Raw genomic sequence first — 21,148 nt, 5'->3', positions numbered from 1 at the left:
GCGAGGTTAGCACGAGCCAAAACGACGTGTGGGCGATGCGGAACGACATCGTGGACGTCGTGCGACGACCACGATGTCGTTCCGGGTCAGCGCGCGACGGGACCCGTCGACTCGCGCACCACGAGGCCGGTCGGTGTCGCGACACGACGTCGCTCCCCACCGTTCCCCGAGGTCCGGTCGAGGACCGCAGCGAGCGCCGCGTCGACCGTCGCCTCGACGTCCTGGTGCACCGACGTCAGGCGGTGGTAGCTGAGCGACGCGAGGTAGCTGTCGTCGAAGCCGACCACCGACACCCGTCCCGGCACGTCGACACCGTGCTGCGCGAAGACGGCGAGCAGGCCGGTGGCGCACTGGTCACCGCAGCAGACCACGGCGGTGGGCAGGTTGTCGCGGGCGACGAGCGTGCGGGCGGCCGCGGCGCCACCCTCTTCGCTGAAGCCGCTCGACACGACGTCGGTCTCGGCTGCGAGTCCGACGCCCTGCATCGCGTCGCGGTAGGCGGTCGCGCGATCGAGGCCGACGAGCCCGTCCTCGCCACCGACGTACGCGATGCGTTGGTGGCCCAGGGCGACCAGGTGCTCGACCGCCGCGCGGAGTCCGCCGGTCTCGTCCACGTGCACGTTGTCGGCGTAGGGGGCGTCCGTCCACTCGCCGAGGAGCACGACCGGCACGAGACGGCTCGCCTCCTCGAGCGCGGTCGCGTCGGGGTCGGGGTTGAACACGACGAGGGCCTCGACGCGCTCGCCGAGCAGGTCGGCCACCACCTGGTCCGTGGTCCGCTCGGCGCCGGCGGGACCGAGGGCGACGCCGAAGCCCTGCTCGGCGGCACGGGCGAAGAGCCGTTCGACGAACCGGACCTGGAACGGGTTGCGCATGCTGAAGACCGCACCGATGAGCCGCGTGCGGCCCTCGCGGAGCAGCCTGGCAGAGGTGTGCGGGCGGTAGCCGAGCTCAGCGGCCGCGGCGAGGATCCGGTCGCGGGACTCCGCGCTGGGTCCGGGCGCACCGCGGAGCACGAGCGAGACGAGCTGCCGGGACATCCCGACGTGCTCGGCGACGTCGCGCATCGTCGGCAGGCGGCCGCCGGTGGGGCGCCGCTCCGGCAGGTCGTCGGTCCCCGTTGTCACCCGGCCAGTCTGGCACGTGCGAAGGACGCACCGAGCAGGAGGCCCGTGACGGTCAGGTGAGCCCGACGTTCCGCAGCCACCGGTCGACGTCGTCTCCGGCAGCGCGCTCGCGGACGTCTTCGCCGCGCACTGCGAGCCCCTCGCCGAGCGTCGCCCCGGTGTCGAGGTCGCGGTAGAAGGACTCGGTGGAGCCCAGACCGCTCACCGCGTACGTGACGACCGGCAGCAGCCGCTTGCCGGACAGGTCGACGGCCTCGACGAAGGTCGCCATGATCATCGGCGGCTGGACGTTCCAGATCGGGCTCCCGAGCAGCACCGTGTCGTAGGCGCGCAGATCGGGCAGTTCGCTCGCGATCTCCGGACGGGCGTCGTCGTCCTGCTCCGTGCTGTTGCGCGCCACGGTGGCGTCGTAGCGGTCGGAGTAGGGGTCGGCGGCCTCGATGCGGACGACGTCGCAGTCGATCCGGTCACCGATCAGACCGGCGACGACCTCGGTGTTGCCCGTGTCGATGGTGCGCCGACCGCCGTTCCAGTAGTTCTCGCCGGGTCGGGAGAAGTACGCCAGCAGGACGCGGTCGTCGCGCGCGGTCGGGGACACGGTGCTCCTCGGTGTGGTGGACGGAGTGGGCGCGGTGGTGCACGCGGCCAACAGCCCACCCACGGCGACACTGAGCGTGCTCGCTGTGGCGGTCCGCAGCACCTGGCGGCGGGTGGGCTGCCGGCCGGGCACGCAGATCAGGCTTCGGCGCGGCCGGTGAGCCAGCGGACCATGTCGGGGTCGACGTGGGAGAAGAACTGCGACTCACCGGCCTCGAGCTCGGCGATCGTCGCCATCTGCTCGTCGGTGAGCTCGAAGTCGACGACGTCGAGGTTCTGCTGCATGCGCTCGGGCTTGACGGACTTCGACACGACCACGACGCCGCGCTGCACGAGCCACCGGAGCACGACCTGCGCGACCGACTTGCCGTGCGCCGCACCGATCTCGGACAGGACCGGGTTGGTGAACAGATCGTTCTTGCCCTCGGCGAACGGCGCCCACGCCTCGAGCTGCACGCCCTCCTTCTGCAGCAGCTCCTGGTAGTCGGCCTGCTGGTGGAACGGGTTCGTCTCCATCTGGTTCACCGCGGGCACGACGTCGGCGAACGCGATGAGGTCGACGAGTCGGTCGGCGGCGAAGTTGGACACGCCGATCGCGCGGAGCCGGCCGTCTCGGTGCGCCGCTTCGAGGGCACGCCACTCGCCGTAGTAGTCACCGAACGGCTGGTGGATCAGGTACAGGTCGAGGTAGTCCAGGCCGAGCTTCTGCAACGACGTGGTGATCGCGTCACGGGCGCCGTCCTCGCCGCGGCGCTGGATCCACAGCTTCGAGGTGATGAACAGCTCCTCGCGGGGCACACCGCTGGCGGCGATGCCCCGGCCGACGGCTTCCTCGTTGCCGTACGAGGCGGCGGTGTCGATCAGTCGGTAGCCGGACGTGATCGCATCGGTGACGGCCCGCTCGGTCTCGTCGGCGGGGATCTGGTAGACGCCGAAGCCGAGCTGCGGCATCGTCGTACCGGTGTTGAGGGTCACTGTGGGAGTCGTGTTGGCCATGACTCCATGAGACTCCCGCGGCGGCGTGCGTGGGAGGGCGGGCTCTTCCGTGTACCAGCAGTCACTCCTTCACGACAGCGCGTCGTCGTACGGTGAGGAGTATGGACAACCAGGCCGAGGTCAGCGACTTCCTCCGCACCCGGCGTGCTCGCATCACGCCCGAGCAGGCCGGCCTCATCAGCGGCGGTCGGCGGCGCGTCCCCGGGCTCCGTCGCGAGGAGGTCGCGATGCTCGCGGGGACGAGCATCGACTACTACGCCAAGATCGAGCGCGGGAACCTCTCCGGGGTGTCCACCGAGATCCTCGAGGCGATCGCCCGTGCGCTGCAACTGGACGACGCCGAGACCGAGCACCTGCACGACCTCGCCCGCGGCGCGGCTCCGACCCCGCTCCGTCGGCGGACCACCACGTCGGAACCGGTCGTGCGTCCGAGTCTCCAGCGCTTCCTCGACACGGTCACCGGGACACCGACGTGGGTGCGGAACCGGCAGATGGACATCGTCGCGACGAACCCGCTCGGCCGGGCGCTCCTGGCGCCGGTCCTCGACGCCCCGGGCGCGCAGGGCAACAACGCACGGTTCACGTTCCTCGACCCTGCGGCCCGGACCTTCTACCCGGACTGGGTGGCGGGCGCGAACAGCATCGTCGCGACGCTCCGACAGACCGCCGGACAACACCCGCACGACAAGGACCTCACCGGACTCATCGGGGAGCTCGTGACCCGGTCCGACGAGTTCCGGGCCCGCTGGGCTGCCCACGACGTCCGGTTCCACCGCACCGGCGCGAAGCGGATCCACCACCCCGACGTCGGCGACCTCGAGTTCACGTACGAGGCGTTCGACCTGCCCGACAGCCCCGGGTGGACCATGTACGCCTGCACGGCGACAGTCGGGTCCCCCACCGAAGAACGTCTCACCCTGCTCGGCAGCCTGTCGGCGACCTCCGCCACGAGCTGACCCGGGTACCGTCACTTCCGTGCCCGGTCGTCGCCTACCGCACCGTCTCCATCGCGGAGTACTGGGTCACCGGCCAGGACACCCCGAGCGTCTCGCTCGAGACCGCACCCACGACGACGACGGTGACCCGCGGTCTGCACCTGGCGTTCGAGGCCGCGAGCCACACCGAGGTCGACGCGTTCCACCGGGCGGCCGTCGCAGCCGGCGGGGTCTCGCGCCACGAGCCCCGGTACTGGCCCGAGTACCGCGCCGACACGGCGTTCGTGAGCGACCTCGACGGCAACGACGTCGAGGCGCTCGTCAAGGAGCACTGACCGCGGCGACGGGCCGTGCATCCTGAACCGTCCGCACGGCCCGCCCCGTCGGCGCGGCCCGGCTCAGCCCACCGTCCACTCGACCATCCGCGGGTCGTCCAGCGTGACCTCGTGCACCGGCCCCGTCACCATGACCGTGGCACGCTCTGTGGCGGAGCCGGGGACGGGCCGTCGGACCGGCCCGCCACCGGACGCGACGATCCCACCTGCCGGCACCGGGCCTCCCGGTCGTGACGCCGCCGCGTGGGACGCGACCCAGACCTGCACGTCCCCGGGTTCGACGACCCGGCGCATGCGACGGTCGGTGAACGCGAACCGCTGCACGGGGACGCGGAAGCGGACCCGGGCGGACTCCCCCGCGGCGAGCGCGACGCGCGCGTAGCCGAGCAGCTGGACCTCCGGGCGGGTGACGCTGCCGCGCACGTCGTGCCCGTAGAGCTGGACGACGTCCTCGCCCGCGTGTGCGCCCGTGTTCCGGACGGTCACCGAAGCGTCGAACAGCCCGTCGGAAGGCACCGACGTGTCAACGACCAGGTCGTCGTACGCGAACGTCGTCCAGCCGAGGCCGAAGCCGAACGGGCGGACCGGCGTCGAGTCGGCGGCGGTGACGTCCGAAGGACCCCCGAGTCGCGGGTGCAGGTACGTGTACGGCTGGGCGCCGGCGGCACGGGGCAGCGAGACGGGCAGGCGGCCGGACGGTGACGCGGCGCCGGTGAGCAGGTCGGCGATGGCGGTGCCGCCCTCCTCGCCGGGGAAGAACGCCTGCACGACCGCCGCGGGTCGGCGAGCGCCAGCGGCGACTCGGCTCGCGCCGGCCGGGCCAGCGGCGACGACGCCGTCGTCGGCTTCGACACCGTCGCCGTCGAGCGCCCATCCGATGGCGTACGGCCGCCCGGTCAGCAGCACCACCACGGTCGGCGTGCCGGTGGCGACGACCGCCTCGACGAGCGAGCGTTGCACACCCGGCAGGTCGAGCGACTCGGTGTCGTTCCCCTCGCCGACGGTGCCGCGGCCGAACAGGCCGGCCTGGTCGCCGACGACGACGACCGCGACGTCGGAGGCAGCGGCCACGGCGACGGCGTCTGCGAAACCGGCACGGTCGGAGCCGGTGACGGCGCACCCCGCGGCGAAGCGCACGGCGTCGTCGCCGAGGGCGTCGACCATCGCCTCGCGCACGGTCGGGATGGCGAAGCCGAGCGGCAGGTCGGGGTGCGACGCGAGCACGTGGTTGGCGAACGAGTAGCAGCCCTGCAGAGCCTCGGCGCGGTCGGCGTTGGGGCCGATGACGGCGACGGACGCCCCGGCGCGCAGCGGCAGGACCGGGACGCCGGTCGGCCCGTCGTGATTCGACAGCAGCACCAGCGACCGCGCCGCCAACTGCTTCGCCAACGAGCGGTGCAGCGGGGTGTCCAGGTCGATCCCGGTCGGCGGCTCGTCCTCGAACGCCTGCGGGTCGAGCAGCCCCAGTCGCTCCTTCTGCCGCAGCACCCGCAGGACCGCACGGTCGACCAGGCTCTCGTCGAGCAGACCGGCCCGCACCCGCTCGACGAGCGGCGCGAGGTACGCGTCCCCGGTGGGCAGCTCGACGTCGATGCCCGCCTCGAGCGCGAGCGCCGCTGCTTCACCACGATCGGCGGCGATGCCGTGCATCACCTCGAGGAACGCGACCGAGAAGTAGTCCGCCACGACGGTGCCGTCGAAGCCGAGCTCGTCACGCAACAGGCCGGTCAGCAGTTCACCGTTCGCCGCGACGGGCACGCCGTCGATCTCGGCGTACGAGTTCATGACGCTCCGGGCGCCCCCGTCGCGCAGGGCCATCACGAACGGCGGCAGGTACACGTCGGCGACCTCGCGCGGTCCGGCGTGCACGGGTGCGTGGTTCCGCCCCGCCTGCGAGGCCGAGTACCCCAGGAAGTGCTTGAGGGTCGCGTCGACACCGGCCGACTGCAGCCCCCGTACGTAGGCGGTCCCCACGGTGCCGACCAGGTACGGGTCCTCGCCGATGCACTCGTCGACCCGCCCCCACCGCGGGTCGCGCACCACGTCGAGCACCGGGGCGAGCCCCTGGTGCACGCCGAGCTGCCGCATCGACGCGCCGATGGCGGCGCCGACCTGCTCGACCAGGTCGGGGTCGAAGGCCGCACCCCACGCCAGCGGGGTGGGGAACGTCGCGGCCTTCCACGCTGCGAGCCCGGTCAGGCACTCCTCGTGCACGAGCGCAGGGATCCCGAGCCGGGTCTCGCGCTTGAGTCGCCGCTGTTCCGCCCACAGCCACGCCGCGCGGTCGTCGGGTTCGACCGGTCGGGTGCCGTAGACGCGGGTGAACTGGCCGATGCCGTCGCGGGTGATGTCCGCCAAGGTGCGGCCGTCGGCGGCCGCCGCCATCTCACCCTGCATGGGCGCGACGACGCCGGTCTGGTCGAGCCAGTAGCCGACGAGCTGCGCCGCCTTCTCGTCGAGCGTCATGGCGGCGAGCAGGGCGGTGGCGCGGTCGGGTCCGGTCGCGTCGGGTGCGTCGGGTGCGTCGGGTGCGTCGTTGTCGTCCTGGAGGCGCGGCTGGCGTCCGGTGTCCCGGGTCGCGTCCGTCGTCGTCACCCCTTCACCGCCCCGGTCAGGCCGCCGACGATGCGGCGCTGGAAGATGGTGAAGAACACCAGTGCCGGGATCATCGACATCGACGTGAACGCCAGCACCTTGGCCGTGTCGACCGAGTACTGCGACGAGAACGCCTGCACGCCGAGCGGCAGTGTGTAGCTGCCCTCGTTGTTCAGGATGAACAGCGGCAGGATGTAGCTGTTCCAGCTCGCGATGAACGCCAGGATGCCGACCGTGACGACGCCCGGCAGCGACAGCGGCACGACCATGCGGAAGAAGAACCCGAGGCGGCTGGCGCCGTCGATCGACGCTGCCTCTTCGAGCTCGTCCGGGATCGCCCGCAGGAACGGCACCAGGATGATGACCGTGGTCGGCAGCGCGAAGGCGATCTGCGGCAGGATCACGCCGGCCAGGCTGTTCGTCAGACCGAGGTCCTTCACGAGCAGGTACAGCGGCGTGATGGCGACGGTGATCGGGAACATCAGACCGGCGGCGAACAGGGCGTACAGCGCACCGCGGCCGGCGAACCGGTAGCGGGCGAGCACGAAGCTCACCATCAGTCCGAGCACGACGACGCCCGCGATGGTGGTCACGGCGCTGATCGTCGAGTTCGCGAGCTGCTGCCAGAAGATCCCGCTGGACAGCACGGATCCGTAGTTGCCGAGCTCGAACGGCGCTGGTAGCCCGGCCGGGCTCGTGGTGATCTGCGAGTTCGTCCGGAAGCCGCCCAGCACGATGTACAGCACCGGGACGAGGTTCGCGGCGACGAACAGGATCGCCACCAGGTAGGTGAGCGGGTTCGCGCGACCGATGGCCGCGCTGGACCGCCGCTCCCGCGTGGCCCGCCGCCCGGGGGCGACGATGCTCGTGGTGGCCATCAGTTCTTCCTCTCGGTGAGTGCACCCGCGGTGTCGCGGCGGAGCACGAAGCGCTGGTAGATCAGGGCGACGGCGAGCGAGATCACGAACATGACCACGGCGACGGCGCTGCCGAAACCGAAGTTGCCGGACGTGCGACCGTTGGCGACCATGTACGTCGCCATCGTCGAGGTGCCGGCGGTCGACGAGATGTACTGCCCCCAGATGATGTAGACGAGGTCGAACAGCTGCAGTGAGCCGATGATCGACAGGAACGCCCAGATCCGGATGGTGGGGCCGAGCAGCGGCAGGGTGATCCGCCGCTGGATCTGCCAGTAACCGGCGCCGTCGATGGCCGCCGCCTCGAACAGCTCCTCGGGGATGCTCTGCAGGCCGGCCAGGAACAGGATCACCGCGAAGCCGATGTACTTCCACGAGATGATCACGAGCAGGGTCCAGATGGCGATGTCCGGGTTGGACAGCCAGTCGGCCCGCAGCCCGCCGAGGCCCATGCCCTGGAGCAGGTCGTTCACCGCGCCGTTCGACTGGAGCATCAGGCTCCAGCCGGTGCCGACGATCACCTCGGAGATGACGTACGGCACGAACACGAGCACGCGGACGAGCCCGCGGCCGTGCATCTTCTGGTTGAGCAGGAGCGCGAGCACGATGGCGATCGGCCCCTGCAGCACGAGGGACAGCACGACGATGAAGCCGTTGTGCATGAGGACCGCGTGGAACGCCTTGTCCTGGAAGATGATCAGGTAGTTCTGCAGCCCCACGAAGTCGGTGGGCGGCCCGTAGCCCTGCCACTTGAAGAACCCGTAGTAGGCGGCGAGCACCACGGGCAGGATCACGAAGGTGACGAAGACGATGACCGCGGGGCCGGCGAGCACCGCGATCTCGACGCGCTTCCGCCAGTCCGCGATGCGGCGCGTGGACCGCCGTCCGGCGGGGAGCGGCGCACCGCTCCCCGCCGGGGACGTCCCCGCGGCCGTGTCCGACCCGGTGGCCGGTGTCGTGCCGAGCGAGGTGTCGAGGGTCATGGTCAGCCCTTGGCCGCAGCCTGGTTGGTGGTGTCCACGATGTCCTTCGCGCTGCCCTTGCCGGCGAGCAGGTCGACGACGCTGGTGTTCAGCGCGTTGCCGACGTTCTGGCCGTACAGGGTGTCCAGGTACTGCGAGACGAACGGCGCGTCCTGGTAGGCGGCGAGCGCCGACTTCAGGTAGTCCGCGTCGACGACCGACTGGGCCTCCTGGTTGACCGGGATGGCCTGGAACGCCGTGTAGTAGGCCTCTTGGTTGTCCTTCTGCACGATGAAGTTCAGGAAGTCCGTGCAGGCCTTCTTCGGAGCCTTCGCCGAGCAGGAGTTGCCGTCGACGCCGCCCATCATCGACTTCGGGTCACCCTTGCCCCCGTCGATCGTGGGGAACGGGAACCAGCCGAGGTCGGCCAGCGGCTTGCCGTCCGGGGTGAGCGAGCTGATCACGCCCGGGTCCCACGCGCCCATGAGTTCCATGGCGGCCTTGTGGTTGGCCAGGAGTCCGGCGGAGCTGCCGGCACCCTGCTGGGCAGCGGTCGTCAGGAAGCCGTCGTTGAACGGCTTCGTCGCGGTGAAGTCCTCGAGCTGCTCGCCGGCCTTCGTCCAGCACGCGTTGTCGAACTTCAGCGACTTCGCCGCGCCCTCGAGCGTCTTCTGGCTGCACTCGCGCAGCGCGAAGTTGTAGTACCAGTGGGCGGCGGGCCAGGCGTCCTTCGCACCGACGGCGACGGGGTCGATGTCGGCGGCCTTGAGCTTCGCGATGTCGTCGTTCAGCTCGTCCATCGTCGTCGGGGTACGGTCGATGCCGGCTTTCTGGAACAGGTCCTTCGAGTACCAGATGCCCTCGGGGAGCACGGCACCGGGCATGGCGTAGGTCTTGCCGTCCTTCTCGTAGCCCGCGAACGTCCCGGCGCTGATCGACTTCTTCGCGTCGGCGCTGATGGAGCCGGAGATGTCCATGAGCTGCCCGGCGGCGATCATCGCGTCCATCTTGCCGCCGCCGCGCTGCAGGAAGACGTCCGGCCCGTCGCCCGAGTTGAGCGCGGTCTGCAGCTTGCCGTCCAGGTCCTCGTTCTGGATGGCCTGCGTCTTGATGGTGACGTTCGGGTACTTCGCCTCGAACGCCTTGACCGTCGAGGCCCAGTAGGCCTTGCCGGGTCCGGTGGTGGAGTTGTGCCAGAAGGTCATCGTGACCTTCCCGTTGCCGTCGTCGGCCGCGTTGCCGCCTGCCGAGCAGCCCGTGGCCACCAGTGCTGTCGCCCCGATCAGCGCGATGGCTGCCGCGGCACGGATCTTCCTCGTCATCGTGGAACTCCTCGTGTCGTCGTTGACATGCAGCGACATCCACTGCCGCTGCGGAGAGCGTGCCAGGTGCTCCTGCCGCTTGTCAATCGATATCGATAACGTTTTCTACGCCGTTTCGACACGCCATCAGCGGTACGGTGAGCACATGGACTCGGCACTCGGCGCGCGTCCCGGTGCCGGCCGGGTGACGATCGGCGACGTCGCACGGGTCGCGGGGGTCTCGATCCCCACCGTGTCGAAGGTCATCAACCAGCGCGACGGCGTCGCCGCGGCCACGATGATCCGCGTGCAGCAGGTCGTCGCGGACCTCGGCTACGAGACGTCCTTGGTCGCCCGCAGCCTGCGGAGCTCCCGCACCGGGGTCGTCGGGATCCTGGTGCCCGAGTTCGAGCCGTTCTCAACCGAGCTCCTGCGCGGCATCTCGAGCGCGACGACCGGTACCGGCTACGAGCTGCTCGCCTACGCCGGCCTGATGACCGGCGCCGACCGCCCGGGCTGGGAACGCCGGTCGCTGTCACGCCTGTCCGGCACCCTCATCGACGGCGCCATCGTCGTCACGCCGACCACGGCCCTGTCGAGCTCGTCGATCCCGGTCGTCGCGATCGACCCGCACACCGGACCCGAGGGGCACGCGACGGTGGATGCCGACAACGAGGGCGGGGCCGTCCAGGCCGTCGAGCACCTGCTCGCGCTCGGGCACACCCGGATCGCGCACCTGCGGGGCCGCGTCGATCTGGCGTCCGCCCAGCTGCGCGAGGCCGGGTACCGCTCCGCACTGACCGCCGCCGGACTCCCGATCGACGAGCGGCTCGTCCGCGACGGCGACTACCAAGAGGAGCAGTCCGCGGCCGTGGCGCGGGACCTGCTCACGATGGACGAGCGACCGACCGCGGTGTTCGCCGCGAACGACTCGTCAGCCGTCGGTGTGCTGCGGGCCGCGGCAGAGCTCGGCCTGCGGGTGCCGGAGGACCTGTCCGTCGTCGGGTTCGACGACGTCCCCCAGGCGTCGATCACCACCCCGCCGCTCACCACCGTGTCGCAGCCACTGGCCGAGCTCGGGTCCCGCGCGGTCGAGATGCTGCTGACGATGCTCCGTGGCGAGGCCGCGTCGGACCACGTCCGTCTGTCGACCACGCTGCGGGTGCGTTCCAGCACCGGCCCCGCGCCGCGGGCCTGACCCCCGGCTAGCGGCGCAGGGTCTGCTTCGGGTACTCGCCGAACCTGGCTGCGTACGACGCCGAGAACCGGCCGAGGTGCGCGAACCCCCAGCGTCGGGCGACGTCGCCGATCGCTCCGACCTGCGGGTCGAGTGCGAGGAGTTCGCTGCGCACGCGGTCCAGACGGACGTCCCGCAGGTAGGTGAGCGGCGACACGTCGAACACCCGACGGAACGACTCCTGCACCGACCGCACGCTCAGGCCGGCCACCGCGGCGAGGTCGGCGATGGTCACGGTCTCGGACGCGTGCGCGTGGACGTACTCGACGGCGGCGCGCAGCCGGGCGTTCCGCGGCAGGGCCAGTTCGGCCGGCAGGTCGTCGAGCTGCGGCGGGAAGGTCTCGAGGAACGCGGCGATCGCGAGCGACTTCGCCGCGACCCAGGTGTCGGAGTCCGGACCGCCGACACGGAGCGCGCGGGACAGCGCGGCGAGGGCACCCTGCCACCGGCCGTACATCGCGTTGTCCGGTTCGCGCGTGTGGTCGAAGCGCAGCGGGCGGTCGCCCAGGTCGAGCTGTTCGCCGGCGACCCGGTGCACGAGCTCCCGGTCGAGGTGCACCAGACGCTGGTCGTGGTCCTCGGCCGCGAAGACGAACGCGGTGTCGCAGGGCAGCAGCGTCGGCACGTTCCGGTGCAGGTCCACCCGCTGCCCGCCGACGTCGAGGTGGGCGCTGCCGCTCGTCATCCACGCGACGATGTAGTCGGTGCTGATCGGCATCGCACCGCGCAGGACGCCGCGCATCTGGGACCGACGGATGCTGATCTCGGTGTCGCCGACCGCGGTGTAGCGGTAGAGGAACTCGCCGCCGGTCTGCTGGGCGGACCACTGCTCGGCGCCGTGCACCGTGGCCAGGTCCCGCGCCGCGGACTGCGGATCGATGCCGGACACCTCGAAGCGCACCGGCTCGCTTGCGCGTCCGCCGGCGCGCGGGGCCTCGTAGGTGTCAGTCACGGTGCATCGCCCCCGTGCCGGACACCCGAACCTGACCGCGCGACTCGTTATGTGGATACGCTGACCCGGTGAGCACGGCGTACGGTGGCGCAGACCCGACCGGTTCGAAAGGGGCGCTCCCGTGAGCGATCTCGACCTCGTGGCGGCACTGACGCGACTCGAAGCAGCGGTGTCCGCGCTGCGAGCGCGGCTGCGCGAGCAACTCGACGTGTCCGGCAGCGACCTGACCGTGCTGCAGTTCGTGTCCCGCGCCGAAGCGGCCGACCGGACCGTCCGCGTGAAGGACCTCGCGAAGCACCTCGGCCTGACCGGACCGGCGGTGACCGGCATGGTGGACCGACTCGAGCAGAGCGGACACCTCAGCCGTGTGCCGAACCCGGCCGACGGACGGAGTCGCCACATCGAGCTGACCGAGACCGCCAGACGCGACTACTCGATCGCCATGGACGGCACGAACAAGCACCTGCACGAGCTCTTGGCCTCCTTCTCGGAACGGGACAGGGTCCGGTTCGTCCGGATCGTCGACCGCATCATCGCGGCCGTCGACCTCGGCGCCCCGAGCCCCTGACGGCAGGTTACGGGCGGTCAGCATGCGGCTCCGGTGATTGTCCACCATGCGCAGCTAGGTAACGATGCTACCTATCTCGGGTACGGGCGGCATCGATGAGCGACACCGAGTTCGGCCCCACCACGGCGCTGGCCAGATCGACGCGGGCCAGTCCCCCGGGCACCAGGGCGTCCGCGATCGACAGGCGGAGTGCGGTCTGCGTGTACTGCCCGGTCGTCGCACGGCCGGCCTGGGTCGGGGCGGCCGCGAGGTCCTGCTGCACGTTCACCCGGAGCGAGAGCACCCCGGGCAGCCGCGCGAGGACCGTCCCGAGCGCACGGACCACCGGGCCGCCGATCGTCGTCGTCAGCGTCGTGCCGAGCGTCCCGACGAGCGCGAACAACCGGGTCGTGAGCGTCCCCACCACCGCCTGGGTCAACGGGTTCACGAGCGACGTGGCGAGGCCGGTCACGATGCCGAGCAGGCCACCCAGGTCGAGTCCGAGCAGCGCGACCCCGACCGACAGCTTCGTCTGCCCCGCCATGAGCGCCGCGACCCCGGTGTCGACGCCGATCGACAGCGTGGCGATCTTCACGCGGATGCCGAGCACCAGGGGCGCGCTGAGGTCGGCGGCGAGCGCGATCCGGACGTGCAGGGACCCGAGCGCGGTCGTCAGGGCGGTCGTGATCTTCCCCGCCCAGGCGTCCACCACCTGCCCGAGCCGGTCGGCCAGCGCACCGAGGGTGACGGCGTCGAGCACCACCTCGTGGTTCGGCGGCAGGTCGTTGAGCCCGTGCTCGTCGTCGCCGAGCAGATGCGCGAGGTCGACCCGGACGGATCCGGCCGACAGGTCGAGCGACAACGTTCCGCCGGCGTCCTGCACGGGTTCGGCGAGCAACGGCGCGACCGCGCCCGCCAGGTCCGGCCCGGTGATCTCGACGGTGCCCCCGATGGTGCCGAGCCCGAGGCTGCCGGTGAGCCCGCCGAGCACCCCGAGCACGCCCTGGTTGATCGTCCGTGCGAGCACCCCGTCCGTGCCACCGAGCGCGTCGACCGTGGCGTCGAGCTGCACCACGGTGTCGTTCACGGCCGTGACGAGCGCACCGACGAGCGGGCTGTCCACACGGAGGTCGAGGCTCGCGATCCCGTAGTCGCGCTCGAGCCCGGCGGGCCCGCTGTCGGCTGCCACCTGCTGCACCGCGGCCCGCAGGTTCGTCGCGAGCGTGCGCTGGACGACCCCGCCCCACACGTCGTCGCTGATCGCGTCGCACCCGGCGAGCTGCGCACTCGCACCGACGGCTCCGACGTCGAGCCCCACGTCGGTGACGTCCGCGATGCCCGGCAGTGCGCGGCCGAGCGTGATCGACGCCGGGTCGGGCAGGTCGCCGGACGGGGTCGTCGGTGTGACGAGCACGCCACCGGAGTCCGCGACGAGCCCGGATGCCGCCACCGCGTCACCGGTGCCCGACGCCGTCGCGACCTGGTTCACCGCGCCCGCCGAACCGGCCGGCAGTCCGAGGCCGAGACCGGTGAGGTCGATGCCCGCCACGTCGCCGAGCAGCCCGACGTCGAGCGGGTTGCCGAACGCCTGCGTGAACGGGCGGCCGCCGGTGCCGAGCTCGGGCGCGGTGGCCGGCTCGACCGATGCCGGTGCGGCGCCGGTCTTCGCGACGTCGACGCCGCGCACGGTGGCGACGTCGTCGAGGTCGATGCCGGCGATGCTCCCGCCCAGGAACCGGCTCGAGGCCGTCGACGTGTAGTCCGCGTCGGTGCCGCAGTCGAACGACGACGTCCCCACGGCCCCGTGCGCCCACTCGCGGTCCGACCACGACGCGGTGCTCGGGACGGCGGTGGGCGTGACCAGGGCTGCTGCGACGACGATGCCGGTGACGACCGCGATCCGGCCACGGCGCAGGTGCAGCGGACGCCGGCTCACGACCGGCTCCTGGGGCGCCGGAGTCGGAGAGCGACGCCGGCGAGGACGGCCGCGACCGCGACGAGCACCGGCCCCGCGAACCCGCCACCCGTCATCGCGAGGACGACCGGGCCGACGCCAGCGCCCTCGCCGTCGCCGTTGCCGCCGCCGTGTGCCGGGCGTCCGGACACGACGGGGTCCCCGCCGCGGGCGGTCACGCCGACGCCGACCTCGGCGGTCCGGGGCACCGTGGTCGCGGCGTCACCGAGGGACAACCGGACGAGCAGGTACGCCGAGCCGTCGCCGTCCGGGTCGGGCACACGGACCGACGGCGCGGTGGTCGCCCAGTCGACGAGGGGGACGGCGTCGACGAGGGCGGCGGTCTGTCCGCCGCACGTGGGGGCTCCCGACGGGTCCTCCCACGGCTGGTCGCACGTCGCGACCGTCACGAGCACGCCGTCGGTCCCGCCCGGCAGGCCGCCCCGCCCCGTGAGCTGCAGGTCGAGGGTGACCGGGCCGGGCGCGTCGACGCTCGTCCGCACCTGCCACGTGACGTCCGCGTCGTTCCCCGCCCCGGGCAGCTCGAGGGGCTCCGGACCGGTGTGCAGCACCAACCGGCCCGGCGTGCCGGTCTCGGCCACGGGCCTCCAGTCCGTCGCGGCGACCGCCACCGCCGTCGTGCCGATCCCGGTCGCACCGACGAGCACCGCGGCGACCGCCGCGGAGGTGGCGAGGACGCGGGTCACGAGTCCTCCCGCCGGGCCGGCCAGAACGCCCACGCGACGAGCACGCCGACGAGCGCGACCGTCAGCCCTCGGGCCGGGGCACTCGTGACCACGACGAGCACCGAGCCCAGGCCGGGGGCGTGCGCCAACACGAGTCCGGCGTGCCGGACGACGTACGGGTCGCGGTCGTCGGAGGCGTTGTCGTCGCCCCGCAGGGTGAGCGACCGCGCCGCGGTGTCCCCCGGCACCCGGTCCACCGCGACCACCCGGTGGGTGACGGGCAGGGCCGACCCCGCGCGCGGGACCGTGACGACGTCCCCGTCGGTGATCTCGGCCGCGGGCACGCGGTGCGTGATGGCGAGCCCGCCCGCGGGGATCGTCGGGGCCATCGACCCGGTGGTGACGACGACGAACGACAGCCCGGTGAACGCCACGGCGGCCCAGGCGAGCAGGCACGTGAGCCCGATCGCGCCGGCGACCGTCAGGACGACGGTGCGGATGCGGTCGGCAGGACGACGGGGCGGCGCCGCGCCCTCGTCGGAGGACGTCGGCGCGGTGGAGCCGCGCACGGCCGCGCTCAGTCGGACTCGGCGGCGAACTGCCACGCGGGCGCGGCCGTCCGCCCCTGGAGCGCGTCGACCGACGTGCCGGCGGGCAGGGTCGGCGACGCGGGCAGCGAGACCTCGAAGCAGTACACCTGCGTCGAGCCGCCGGCCGCGGCGAGGGGCCGCGCGATCGTCGCGGCAGCCGTGCCGAGCGGCCCGGACGCGACGCTCGTCCACGGCACGTCGAACGCGGTGGCGTCGCACACTGCGGTGGTGTCCGTGATCGCGGCGACCCGGACCTGCAGGGCGTTCCACAGCACGTCGTCGGCGTCGGAGACCGTGACCCCGGACGCCGGGACCGCTGCCCGGAGCACCAGGTCGCCGGCGATCGAGTCGGCGGTGGTGCGGAGCGCGACGGGGGCGTAGGTCGCGGTGCCCGGCGACAGGGCGAGCGCGTCGACCGTGAACCGGAGCGCCTGGCCGGGGTTCGTCTCGTCCGAGGTGAAGCCCGCCGCGGCGAACGGCGCCGTGACGTTCTGCTCGACCTCGAACCCGGACGTCCCCACGCCCGGCCCACCCGAGCCGTTGCCGCCGAACACCCACTCGGTGTCCGTCCACGACGCGAGCGTGTAGCCCGCGCCGCCGATGACGAGGACCCCGCCGGCAGCGAGTGCGAACACCCGGTTGCGACGCCGGGAGCGGCGGGCGGTGTCGTCCGTGGCGCGACGGCCGCGGTTCCGGGCGCGCGGGGGCGCAGTGCTGTCAGCCATGACGTGTCTCCTGATCCGTGACGCCGATCGGTGGCGGCGACGGCCGGGGTGGTTGGTCCTGGCCGTCGCCGTCGACGTCTGCTCCGATCCTGGCGGACTATCCCTCAGGAATCAATGGACGCGTCACCCCTTGACGGCACCGGAGGTGAGCCCCGACACGATCGAGCGGCGGAACACGAGCACCAGGATCACGATCGGCACCGTCGCCGCGACGCTCGCCGCGAAGATCTGCGCGAAGGGCACCGTGAACTGCGTGCCGAACAGCGCGATGCCGACCGGGATCGTCCGGAACGAGTTCTCGCTGTTGAACGTCAGCGCCATCAGGAACTCGCTCCACGACGCCGTGAACGTGAAGACGCCGACCGTGAACAGGCCCGGCTTCGCCATCGGCAGGATCACGCTGAGCACGGTGCGCCACGCCCCCGCCCCGTCGATCTCGGACGCTTCCTCGATCGTCGAGGGGATCCCGACGAGGTAGTTCCGCATGATCCAGATGGCGAACGGCAGGTTGAACGCGACGTACGGCACGATCAGGCCCGGGTACGAGTTGAGCAGTCCGAGGTTGCGCTCGAGCAGGTACAGCGGCGTGAGCACCGCGATCGCCGGGAACACCGACAGCATGAGCAGCGACGTCATGATCGCCGTGCGGCCCTTGATCCACCGACCGGCGAGCGCGTAACCCGCCAGGAACGCCAGCGCGAGCACGATCACCGTCGTCGACACCGACACGATGACGCTGTTCACCATGTACTGCCCGAGCGCGTTGTCGCGGAAGGCCACCACGAAGTTGTCGAGGGTGAACGACTGCGGGAACGCGGTGGGCGGCGACTGCCCGATCTCGGACGCCGGCTTGAGCGACGTCGACACGAGCCAGTACAGCGGCAGCGCCGTGAGCACCGCGATGACGACGCCGCTGACGTTGACGGTGTTGACCCACTTGCGCCAGCCCTTGCGCACACGTTGACGGGGCATCAGGCATCCCCTCCCTTCGCCTGGTTCCGGAACGCCCGGAGGAACAGCAGACACCCGGCCGCGACGATGATCGCGGTGGACGTCGCGATCGCCGCGCCCGGGCCGATGTTGATGTCCTGGAACAGGACCTTGTAACCCATGATCGCGAGCGACTGGGTGGCGGTGCCCGGTCCGCCGTTCGTCAGCACGAAGGGCAGGTCGAAGACGCCGAACGCCTGCAGGATGCGGAACAGCACCGCGATCGTCAGCGTCGGGGTGAGCTGCGGCAGCACCACCCGCCAGAACGTCTGCCAGGTGCTGGCCCCGTCGAGTTCCGCGGCCTCGTAGTGGTCCTCGGAGATCTGCACGAGCCCGGCGAGCAGGATGATCGCCACGAACGGCGTCGTCTTCCAGATGTCCGCGACCATCAGGCCCGTGATCGCGGGCACCGGTTCGCCGAGGATCACCGGGGCGTCCCCGAACAGGCCGAAGAACCACGTCGCGACGCCGTAGGTGCTGTCGTAGATGTACTTCCACAGCTGCGCGTTGACAATGGTGACGAGCGACCACGGGATGAGCATGAGCGCGAGCATCCAGCCGCGGGTGGCCCCGAGCCGCTCGAGCACGAGGGCGACGAGCATGCCGAGCACGAGTTCCACCGAGACGGTCACGACCGTGTAGAGCACCGTGAAGCCGAGCGCCCGGTACCAGTCCGCGCTCTGCAGCAGGGCCGCGTAGTTGCCGAGCCCGAACGACTGGATCGTGAACCCCTCGTAGCCGACCTCGACGTCCGCGAAGCTCAGGACGATCGAGTAGACCACCGGGAAGATCGTCACCGCCGCGACGACCAGGAGCGCCGGGGCCGCGAAGCCCCACGCGCCCCGCGCGCGGATGCGGTCGAGACGCGACCGCCCGCTCAGGCGGGGCGGCGGGTCTTGGCGACCCGTGCCTCCCGGCCTGGTGCCCGACCGTGTGGCCGTGCCGGCGCTCACAGCGCCTCCCCCTGCAGGGCGAGCGCGATGGCCGAGGCCATCGTGCTCGTGCCGCCGTCGACGGACGCCTGTCCGCCGAGGATGCTGTTGCCGTTCTGGTACACGCCCTGCGAGACCTTCGGGTAGTACGCGGTCGACGTCGGACGGGGCACGAGCGTGATGCCGGCAGCGGTGTCGTACGTCGGGCGCTTCTGCTGCTTCGCGTCCTCGCTGACGAGCGACGCGCTGCGGGCCGGCAGGACGCCGCCCTCGCGGGTCAGGAACTGCTGCGCCGTCTCGCTCGACATCCAGCGTGCGAACGTCAGTGCCGCCGCGGGCTGCTGCGTGTGCGGGTTGATGTAGTTCCCCCACCCGCCGATGGTCGAGTGGTGCTCGTCCTGCCCGTCGAACGTGGGACGGGCGGCGAGCCCGACCTTGCCCGCGACCCGGCTGTCCGGCCCGTTGGCGATTCCCCACGCGTACGACCAGTTGCGCAGGAACGCCGCCCGGCCTCCCGAGAAGGCGTCGTTCGTGTCCTGCTCCTGGTACGTCAGGGTGGCCCGGGGGCTCGCGCCGTCCGTGATCAGGGACCGCATGAACTCGAAGGCGCGCTTCGTCTCCGAGCTCGTCGTCTCGGGCTTCGTCAGGTCGTCGTTGAGCAGCGAGCCGCCGGCGTCCGCGACGAACTCGGTGACGTTGCAGGTGAGGCCCTCGTACACGTCGCCCTGGAACGCGAACCCGTAGCTGACGTCACCGGTGTCGACGAGCTTCGCGGCCGTCTCGCGCACTTCCTCCCACGACCCCGGCACCTGCAGGGAGTGCTTCGCGAGCAGGTCCTTCCGGTACAGGAAGAACGACTCGTCGATGTAGAGCGGGAACATGTAGTACGTCCCGTCGACGCTCGCCGCCTGCCGCAGGCCCTCGGGGAACTGGCGAAGAAGTCCTCGCCCACGAGCTGGTTCACGGGGGTGGCGAGCTTGTTCTTCGCGAACTGCCCGGGCCACGCGACGTCGCCGAGGTAGACGTCCGGCGTGCTGCTGCCGGCAGCGATCTGCGTCGTCAGGCTCGTCCGGTTCGTGTCCGTGTCGCTCGGGGCACTGACGATGCGGACACGGATGTTCGGGTGTTCCTTCTGGAACTCGGCGATGAGCCGGCGCCGCAGGTCACCGCCGTCCTTCGAGGCGACCTGGCCCGCCCACCAGCTGATCGTCGCCTCGCCCTCTGGCGGGTCGGTGGGCCAGTCCTGGACCAGCGTGCGCTCGGGGCGCGTGGAGCAACCCGCGAGGAGCAGCACCCCCGCTCCCCCGAGCAGGAACATCCTGCGGTCGATGGCCATCCGTCCTCCTCGACGTGTGGTGCTGCGAACCTGTGCGTCCACACAACCAACGGACCCTGAGCGCCCGGTGGGCGCGCGGCGGCGGCGGCCGCGGCATGGCCGAGTCTCGGGGTGGGCGACAGTCCGCGGGGCTGACGGCGCGAGGCGAGTCGCTGTGCGCGAGTCTCGCGGGCGGGTCATGTGACCATCCGTCGGACGGGAGGCGCAGTGCGGGCCCGCCCCGCGCCTCCCGTCCGTCTCCTGGCCACGTCACGGGCGCGGGCGAGTCTCGGGGCGGGCGACAGTCCTCGGGGGCGCCGGCGCGAGGACTGTCGCTGCGCCCGAGTCTCGGGGACGCGGCGCCGAGACTCGGATGGGGTCGGCAGGTGGTCAGGCGGGGGCGGGGGCCGTGGACTCCGCGGTGCGGAGCGTGCACGGCAGCAGGAAGTGCGGCAGGTCGTCGGACGTGCCGTCGAGCTGCTCGATGAGGGCGTCGGCGGCCCGGATCCCGAGCTCCTGACCCGGGGCGACCATCGTCGACAGCCGCGGGTAGTGCTGGTCAGCGTTGGCCTCGGACGACGCGATGCTGAGCACGGAGACGTCCTCGGGGACCCGCCGCCCGGCGGTGTAGAGGCCGACGAGGACGCCGGCGGACGAGTCGTCCTTCATCACGAGCAGCGCCGTGACGTCGGGGTCCGCCGCGAGCAGGTCGCTCGTGGCCTGCCGTCCACCGTCGCTGCCCGGCCCGGCGGTGACGACCGTCCCGGCCAGCCCGCGCTCGGCGATCGCGCGCCGGAAGGTCGCCTCGACGCGCAGGTGTGGCGCGTAGCCGGCCATCGGGGTGCCCTCGAGGTCCTCGAGCACGAGTCCGAACCGGCGGTGCCCGAGCGTCTCGAGGTGGTCGAGGCTGTCCTCGATGGTCGTCTCGAAGTCGATGTCGACGAAGGGCAGACCGCTGCTGTCGCGGGTCCGGCCGATCAGGGTGAACGGCACGCCGAGGTCGGTGAGGACGGCGACGCGGGGGTCGTCCATCCGCACCTCCATCAGGATGACGCCGTCCACGAGCCCACCCGACACGAGGTCGTCGAGGTCGTCTCCAGCGGGGTCCACCGGCCAGAGCACGAGGTGGTAGCCCCGCTCGGACGCCCGTTCCGCCGCACTCATGAAGAACTGCGAGGTCGTCGGGCTGAAGCGGTTGCCGGTGGTCGGGAACAGCAGCGCGATGATCCGGGTCCGCCGGCTCGCCAGGGCCCGGGCGACGACGTTGCCGCGGAACTTCAGCTCGCGCATCGCGGTCTTCACCCGCGCGGTCGTGCCGGGGGTCACGTACTTCGTCCCGTTCACCACGAAGGACACGGTGGCGATCGAGACCCCCGCCCGATCGGCGACCTGCTGCATCGTGGCCATGGCGCTGATCCTAGCGCGCACGAAGTCAGAAAAGCGCTTTACAGGTGA

Annotated in this window: 20 protein-coding genes and 1 pseudogene; 4 read left to right on the top strand and 17 right to left on the bottom strand. The window is 71.7% G+C overall.

Going from position 1 to position 21,148, the window contains the following annotated elements; translation table 11 throughout:
* Positions 1-86: 86 nt before the first annotated feature.
* The 3 genes from ITJ69_RS03165 to ITJ69_RS03155 all read right to left on the bottom strand — a co-directional run bounded on the left by ITJ69_RS03165 (position 87) and on the right by ITJ69_RS03155 (position 2,720).
* Complete coding sequence (locus ITJ69_RS03165) at positions 87-1,127, bottom strand: LacI family DNA-binding transcriptional regulator (protein ID WP_323742940.1); 1,041 nt, start codon at positions 1,125-1,127, stop codon at positions 87-89.
* 52 nt (positions 1,128-1,179) lie between these two features.
* Positions 1,180-1,725 carry a flavodoxin gene (locus tag ITJ69_RS03160; RefSeq protein WP_323742939.1) on the bottom strand — a complete coding sequence of 182 codons (546 nt, stop codon included), beginning with the start codon at positions 1,723-1,725 and terminating at the stop codon, positions 1,180-1,182.
* A gap of 137 nt (positions 1,726-1,862) precedes the next feature.
* Positions 1,863-2,720 carry an aldo/keto reductase gene (locus ITJ69_RS03155; RefSeq protein ID WP_194671981.1) on the bottom strand — a complete coding sequence of 286 codons (858 nt, stop codon included), beginning with the start codon at positions 2,718-2,720 and terminating at the stop codon, positions 1,863-1,865.
* A 101-nt stretch (positions 2,721-2,821) separates the two neighbouring features.
* Between ITJ69_RS03155 and ITJ69_RS03150 the strand changes: the two genes are divergently transcribed.
* Both ITJ69_RS03150 and ITJ69_RS03145 read left to right on the top strand, forming a co-directional pair.
* A complete protein-coding gene (locus ITJ69_RS03150) occupies positions 2,822-3,676 on the top strand; it encodes a helix-turn-helix transcriptional regulator (RefSeq protein ID WP_194671980.1) in 855 nt (284 codons plus the stop codon).
* Positions 3,677-3,798: 122 nt separating this feature from the next.
* Positions 3,799-3,990 (top strand): hypothetical protein, encoded by a 192-nt coding sequence (locus ITJ69_RS03145; RefSeq protein WP_194671979.1) that lies wholly within the window; start codon positions 3,799-3,801, stop codon positions 3,988-3,990.
* A gap of 63 nt (positions 3,991-4,053) precedes the next feature.
* Here ITJ69_RS03145 and ITJ69_RS03140 read toward each other — a convergent pair whose 3' ends face one another.
* Genes ITJ69_RS03140 through ITJ69_RS03125 form a run of 4 tightly spaced genes read right to left on the bottom strand, consistent with a single transcriptional unit; the run spans position 4,054 to position 9,786 of the window.
* Positions 4,054-6,585 carry a glycoside hydrolase family 3 N-terminal domain-containing protein gene (locus ITJ69_RS03140; protein ID WP_416354923.1) on the bottom strand — a complete coding sequence of 844 codons (2,532 nt, stop codon included), beginning with the start codon at positions 6,583-6,585 and terminating at the stop codon, positions 4,054-4,056.
* Complete coding sequence (locus ITJ69_RS03135) at positions 6,582-7,463, bottom strand: carbohydrate ABC transporter permease (protein ID WP_194671978.1); 882 nt, start codon at positions 7,461-7,463, stop codon at positions 6,582-6,584. Before ITJ69_RS03135 ends, ITJ69_RS03140 begins: the two co-directional genes overlap by 4 nt.
* On the bottom strand, positions 7,463-8,485 hold the full coding sequence (locus ITJ69_RS03130; protein ID WP_194671977.1) for a carbohydrate ABC transporter permease: 1,023 nt from the start codon (positions 8,483-8,485) through the stop codon (positions 7,463-7,465). The genes ITJ69_RS03135 and ITJ69_RS03130 overlap by 1 nt, the downstream gene beginning before the upstream one ends.
* Before the next feature lie 2 nt (positions 8,486-8,487).
* Positions 8,488-9,786, bottom strand: coding sequence for an ABC transporter substrate-binding protein (locus ITJ69_RS03125; RefSeq protein WP_133938533.1), 1,299 nt, complete (start codon positions 9,784-9,786; stop codon positions 8,488-8,490).
* A gap of 145 nt (positions 9,787-9,931) precedes the next feature.
* On the opposite strand from ITJ69_RS03125, the gene ITJ69_RS03120 reads away from it, so the two are divergent.
* On the top strand, positions 9,932-10,963 hold the full coding sequence (locus ITJ69_RS03120; protein ID WP_123294674.1) for a LacI family DNA-binding transcriptional regulator: 1,032 nt from the start codon (positions 9,932-9,934) through the stop codon (positions 10,961-10,963).
* Between the two features lie 7 nt (positions 10,964-10,970).
* On the opposite strand, the gene ITJ69_RS20855 is transcribed toward ITJ69_RS03120, so the two are convergent.
* On the bottom strand, positions 10,971-11,954 hold the full coding sequence (locus tag ITJ69_RS20855; protein ID WP_194671976.1) for an AraC family transcriptional regulator: 984 nt from the start codon (positions 11,952-11,954) through the stop codon (positions 10,971-10,973).
* Positions 11,955-12,075: 121 nt separating this feature from the next.
* On the opposite strand from ITJ69_RS20855, the gene ITJ69_RS03110 reads away from it, so the two are divergent.
* On the top strand, positions 12,076-12,522 hold the full coding sequence (locus ITJ69_RS03110) for a MarR family winged helix-turn-helix transcriptional regulator (RefSeq protein ID WP_194671975.1): 447 nt from the start codon (positions 12,076-12,078) through the stop codon (positions 12,520-12,522).
* Positions 12,523-12,589: 67 nt separating this feature from the next.
* Here the strand turns inward: ITJ69_RS03110 and ITJ69_RS03105 are convergent, their stop codons facing one another.
* From ITJ69_RS03105 to ITJ69_RS03070, 9 genes and pseudogenes are all read right to left on the bottom strand, one after another.
* Positions 12,590-14,437, bottom strand: a complete 1,848-nt coding sequence (locus ITJ69_RS03105) for a choice-of-anchor G family protein (RefSeq protein ID WP_194671974.1) — start codon at positions 14,435-14,437, stop codon at positions 12,590-12,592.
* Positions 14,434-15,162 carry a hypothetical protein gene (locus tag ITJ69_RS03100; protein ID WP_194671973.1) on the bottom strand — a complete coding sequence of 243 codons (729 nt, stop codon included), beginning with the start codon at positions 15,160-15,162 and terminating at the stop codon, positions 14,434-14,436. The genes ITJ69_RS03105 and ITJ69_RS03100 overlap by 4 nt, the downstream gene beginning before the upstream one ends.
* Positions 15,159-15,710 (bottom strand): signal peptidase I, encoded by a 552-nt coding sequence (locus ITJ69_RS03095; RefSeq protein WP_194671972.1) that lies wholly within the window; start codon positions 15,708-15,710, stop codon positions 15,159-15,161. Before ITJ69_RS03095 ends, ITJ69_RS03100 begins: the two co-directional genes overlap by 4 nt.
* A gap of 8 nt (positions 15,711-15,718) precedes the next feature.
* The gene (locus tag ITJ69_RS03090) at positions 15,719-16,456 is read right to left on the bottom strand and encodes an acyl-CoA dehydrogenase (RefSeq protein ID WP_228504703.1); all 738 of its coding nucleotides are present in this window, start codon (positions 16,454-16,456) and stop codon (positions 15,719-15,721) included.
* Between the two features lie 123 nt (positions 16,457-16,579).
* Complete coding sequence (locus tag ITJ69_RS03085; protein WP_228504701.1) at positions 16,580-17,428, bottom strand: carbohydrate ABC transporter permease; 849 nt, start codon at positions 17,426-17,428, stop codon at positions 16,580-16,582.
* On the bottom strand, positions 17,428-18,399 hold the full coding sequence (locus ITJ69_RS20850; protein WP_185021092.1) for a carbohydrate ABC transporter permease: 972 nt from the start codon (positions 18,397-18,399) through the stop codon (positions 17,428-17,430). The genes ITJ69_RS03085 and ITJ69_RS20850 overlap by 1 nt, the downstream gene beginning before the upstream one ends.
* Complete coding sequence (locus ITJ69_RS03075) at positions 18,396-19,382, bottom strand: extracellular solute-binding protein (RefSeq protein WP_323742936.1); 987 nt, start codon at positions 19,380-19,382, stop codon at positions 18,396-18,398. Before ITJ69_RS03075 ends, ITJ69_RS20850 begins: the two co-directional genes overlap by 4 nt.
* A pseudogene (locus tag ITJ69_RS21060) lies at positions 19,316-19,696 on the bottom strand (extracellular solute-binding protein); the annotation flags it as partial. The pseudogene ITJ69_RS21060 and the gene ITJ69_RS03075, both read right to left, overlap by 67 nt.
* A 387-nt stretch (positions 19,697-20,083) precedes the next feature.
* Complete coding sequence (locus ITJ69_RS03070; protein WP_173170643.1) at positions 20,084-21,100, bottom strand: LacI family DNA-binding transcriptional regulator; 1,017 nt, start codon at positions 21,098-21,100, stop codon at positions 20,084-20,086.
* Positions 21,101-21,148: the final 48 nt, after the last annotated feature.

This window comes from Curtobacterium sp. VKM Ac-2887, assembly GCF_015350935.1.
GTDB lineage: Bacteria > Actinomycetota > Actinomycetes > Actinomycetales > Microbacteriaceae > Curtobacterium.
The sequence above is the reverse complement of the archived record's forward strand: the minus strand, read 5'-3'. Positions and strand labels throughout refer to the sequence as shown.

Coding starts and splice junctions, on each gene's coding strand:
- ITJ69_RS03125 (WP_133938533.1), bottom strand. CDS start 9,786: ATGACGAGGAAGATCCGTGCCGCGGCAGCCATCGCGCTGATCGGGGCG.
- ITJ69_RS03070 (WP_173170643.1), bottom strand. CDS start 21,100: ATGGCCACGATGCAGCAGGTCGCCGATCGGGCGGGGGTCTCGATCGCC.
- ITJ69_RS03155 (WP_194671981.1), bottom strand. CDS start 2,720: ATGGCCAACACGACTCCCACAGTGACCCTCAACACCGGTACGACGATG.
- ITJ69_RS03085 (WP_228504701.1), bottom strand. CDS start 17,428: ATGCCCCGTCAACGTGTGCGCAAGGGCTGGCGCAAGTGGGTCAACACC.
- ITJ69_RS03120 (WP_123294674.1), top strand. CDS start 9,932: ATGGACTCGGCACTCGGCGCGCGTCCCGGTGCCGGCCGGGTGACGATC.
- ITJ69_RS03135 (WP_194671978.1), bottom strand. CDS start 7,463: ATGGCCACCACGAGCATCGTCGCCCCCGGGCGGCGGGCCACGCGGGAG.
- ITJ69_RS03130 (WP_194671977.1), bottom strand. CDS start 8,485: ATGACCCTCGACACCTCGCTCGGCACGACACCGGCCACCGGGTCGGAC.
- ITJ69_RS03150 (WP_194671980.1), top strand. CDS start 2,822: ATGGACAACCAGGCCGAGGTCAGCGACTTCCTCCGCACCCGGCGTGCT.
- ITJ69_RS03090 (WP_228504703.1), bottom strand. CDS start 16,456: ATGGCTGACAGCACTGCGCCCCCGCGCGCCCGGAACCGCGGCCGTCGC.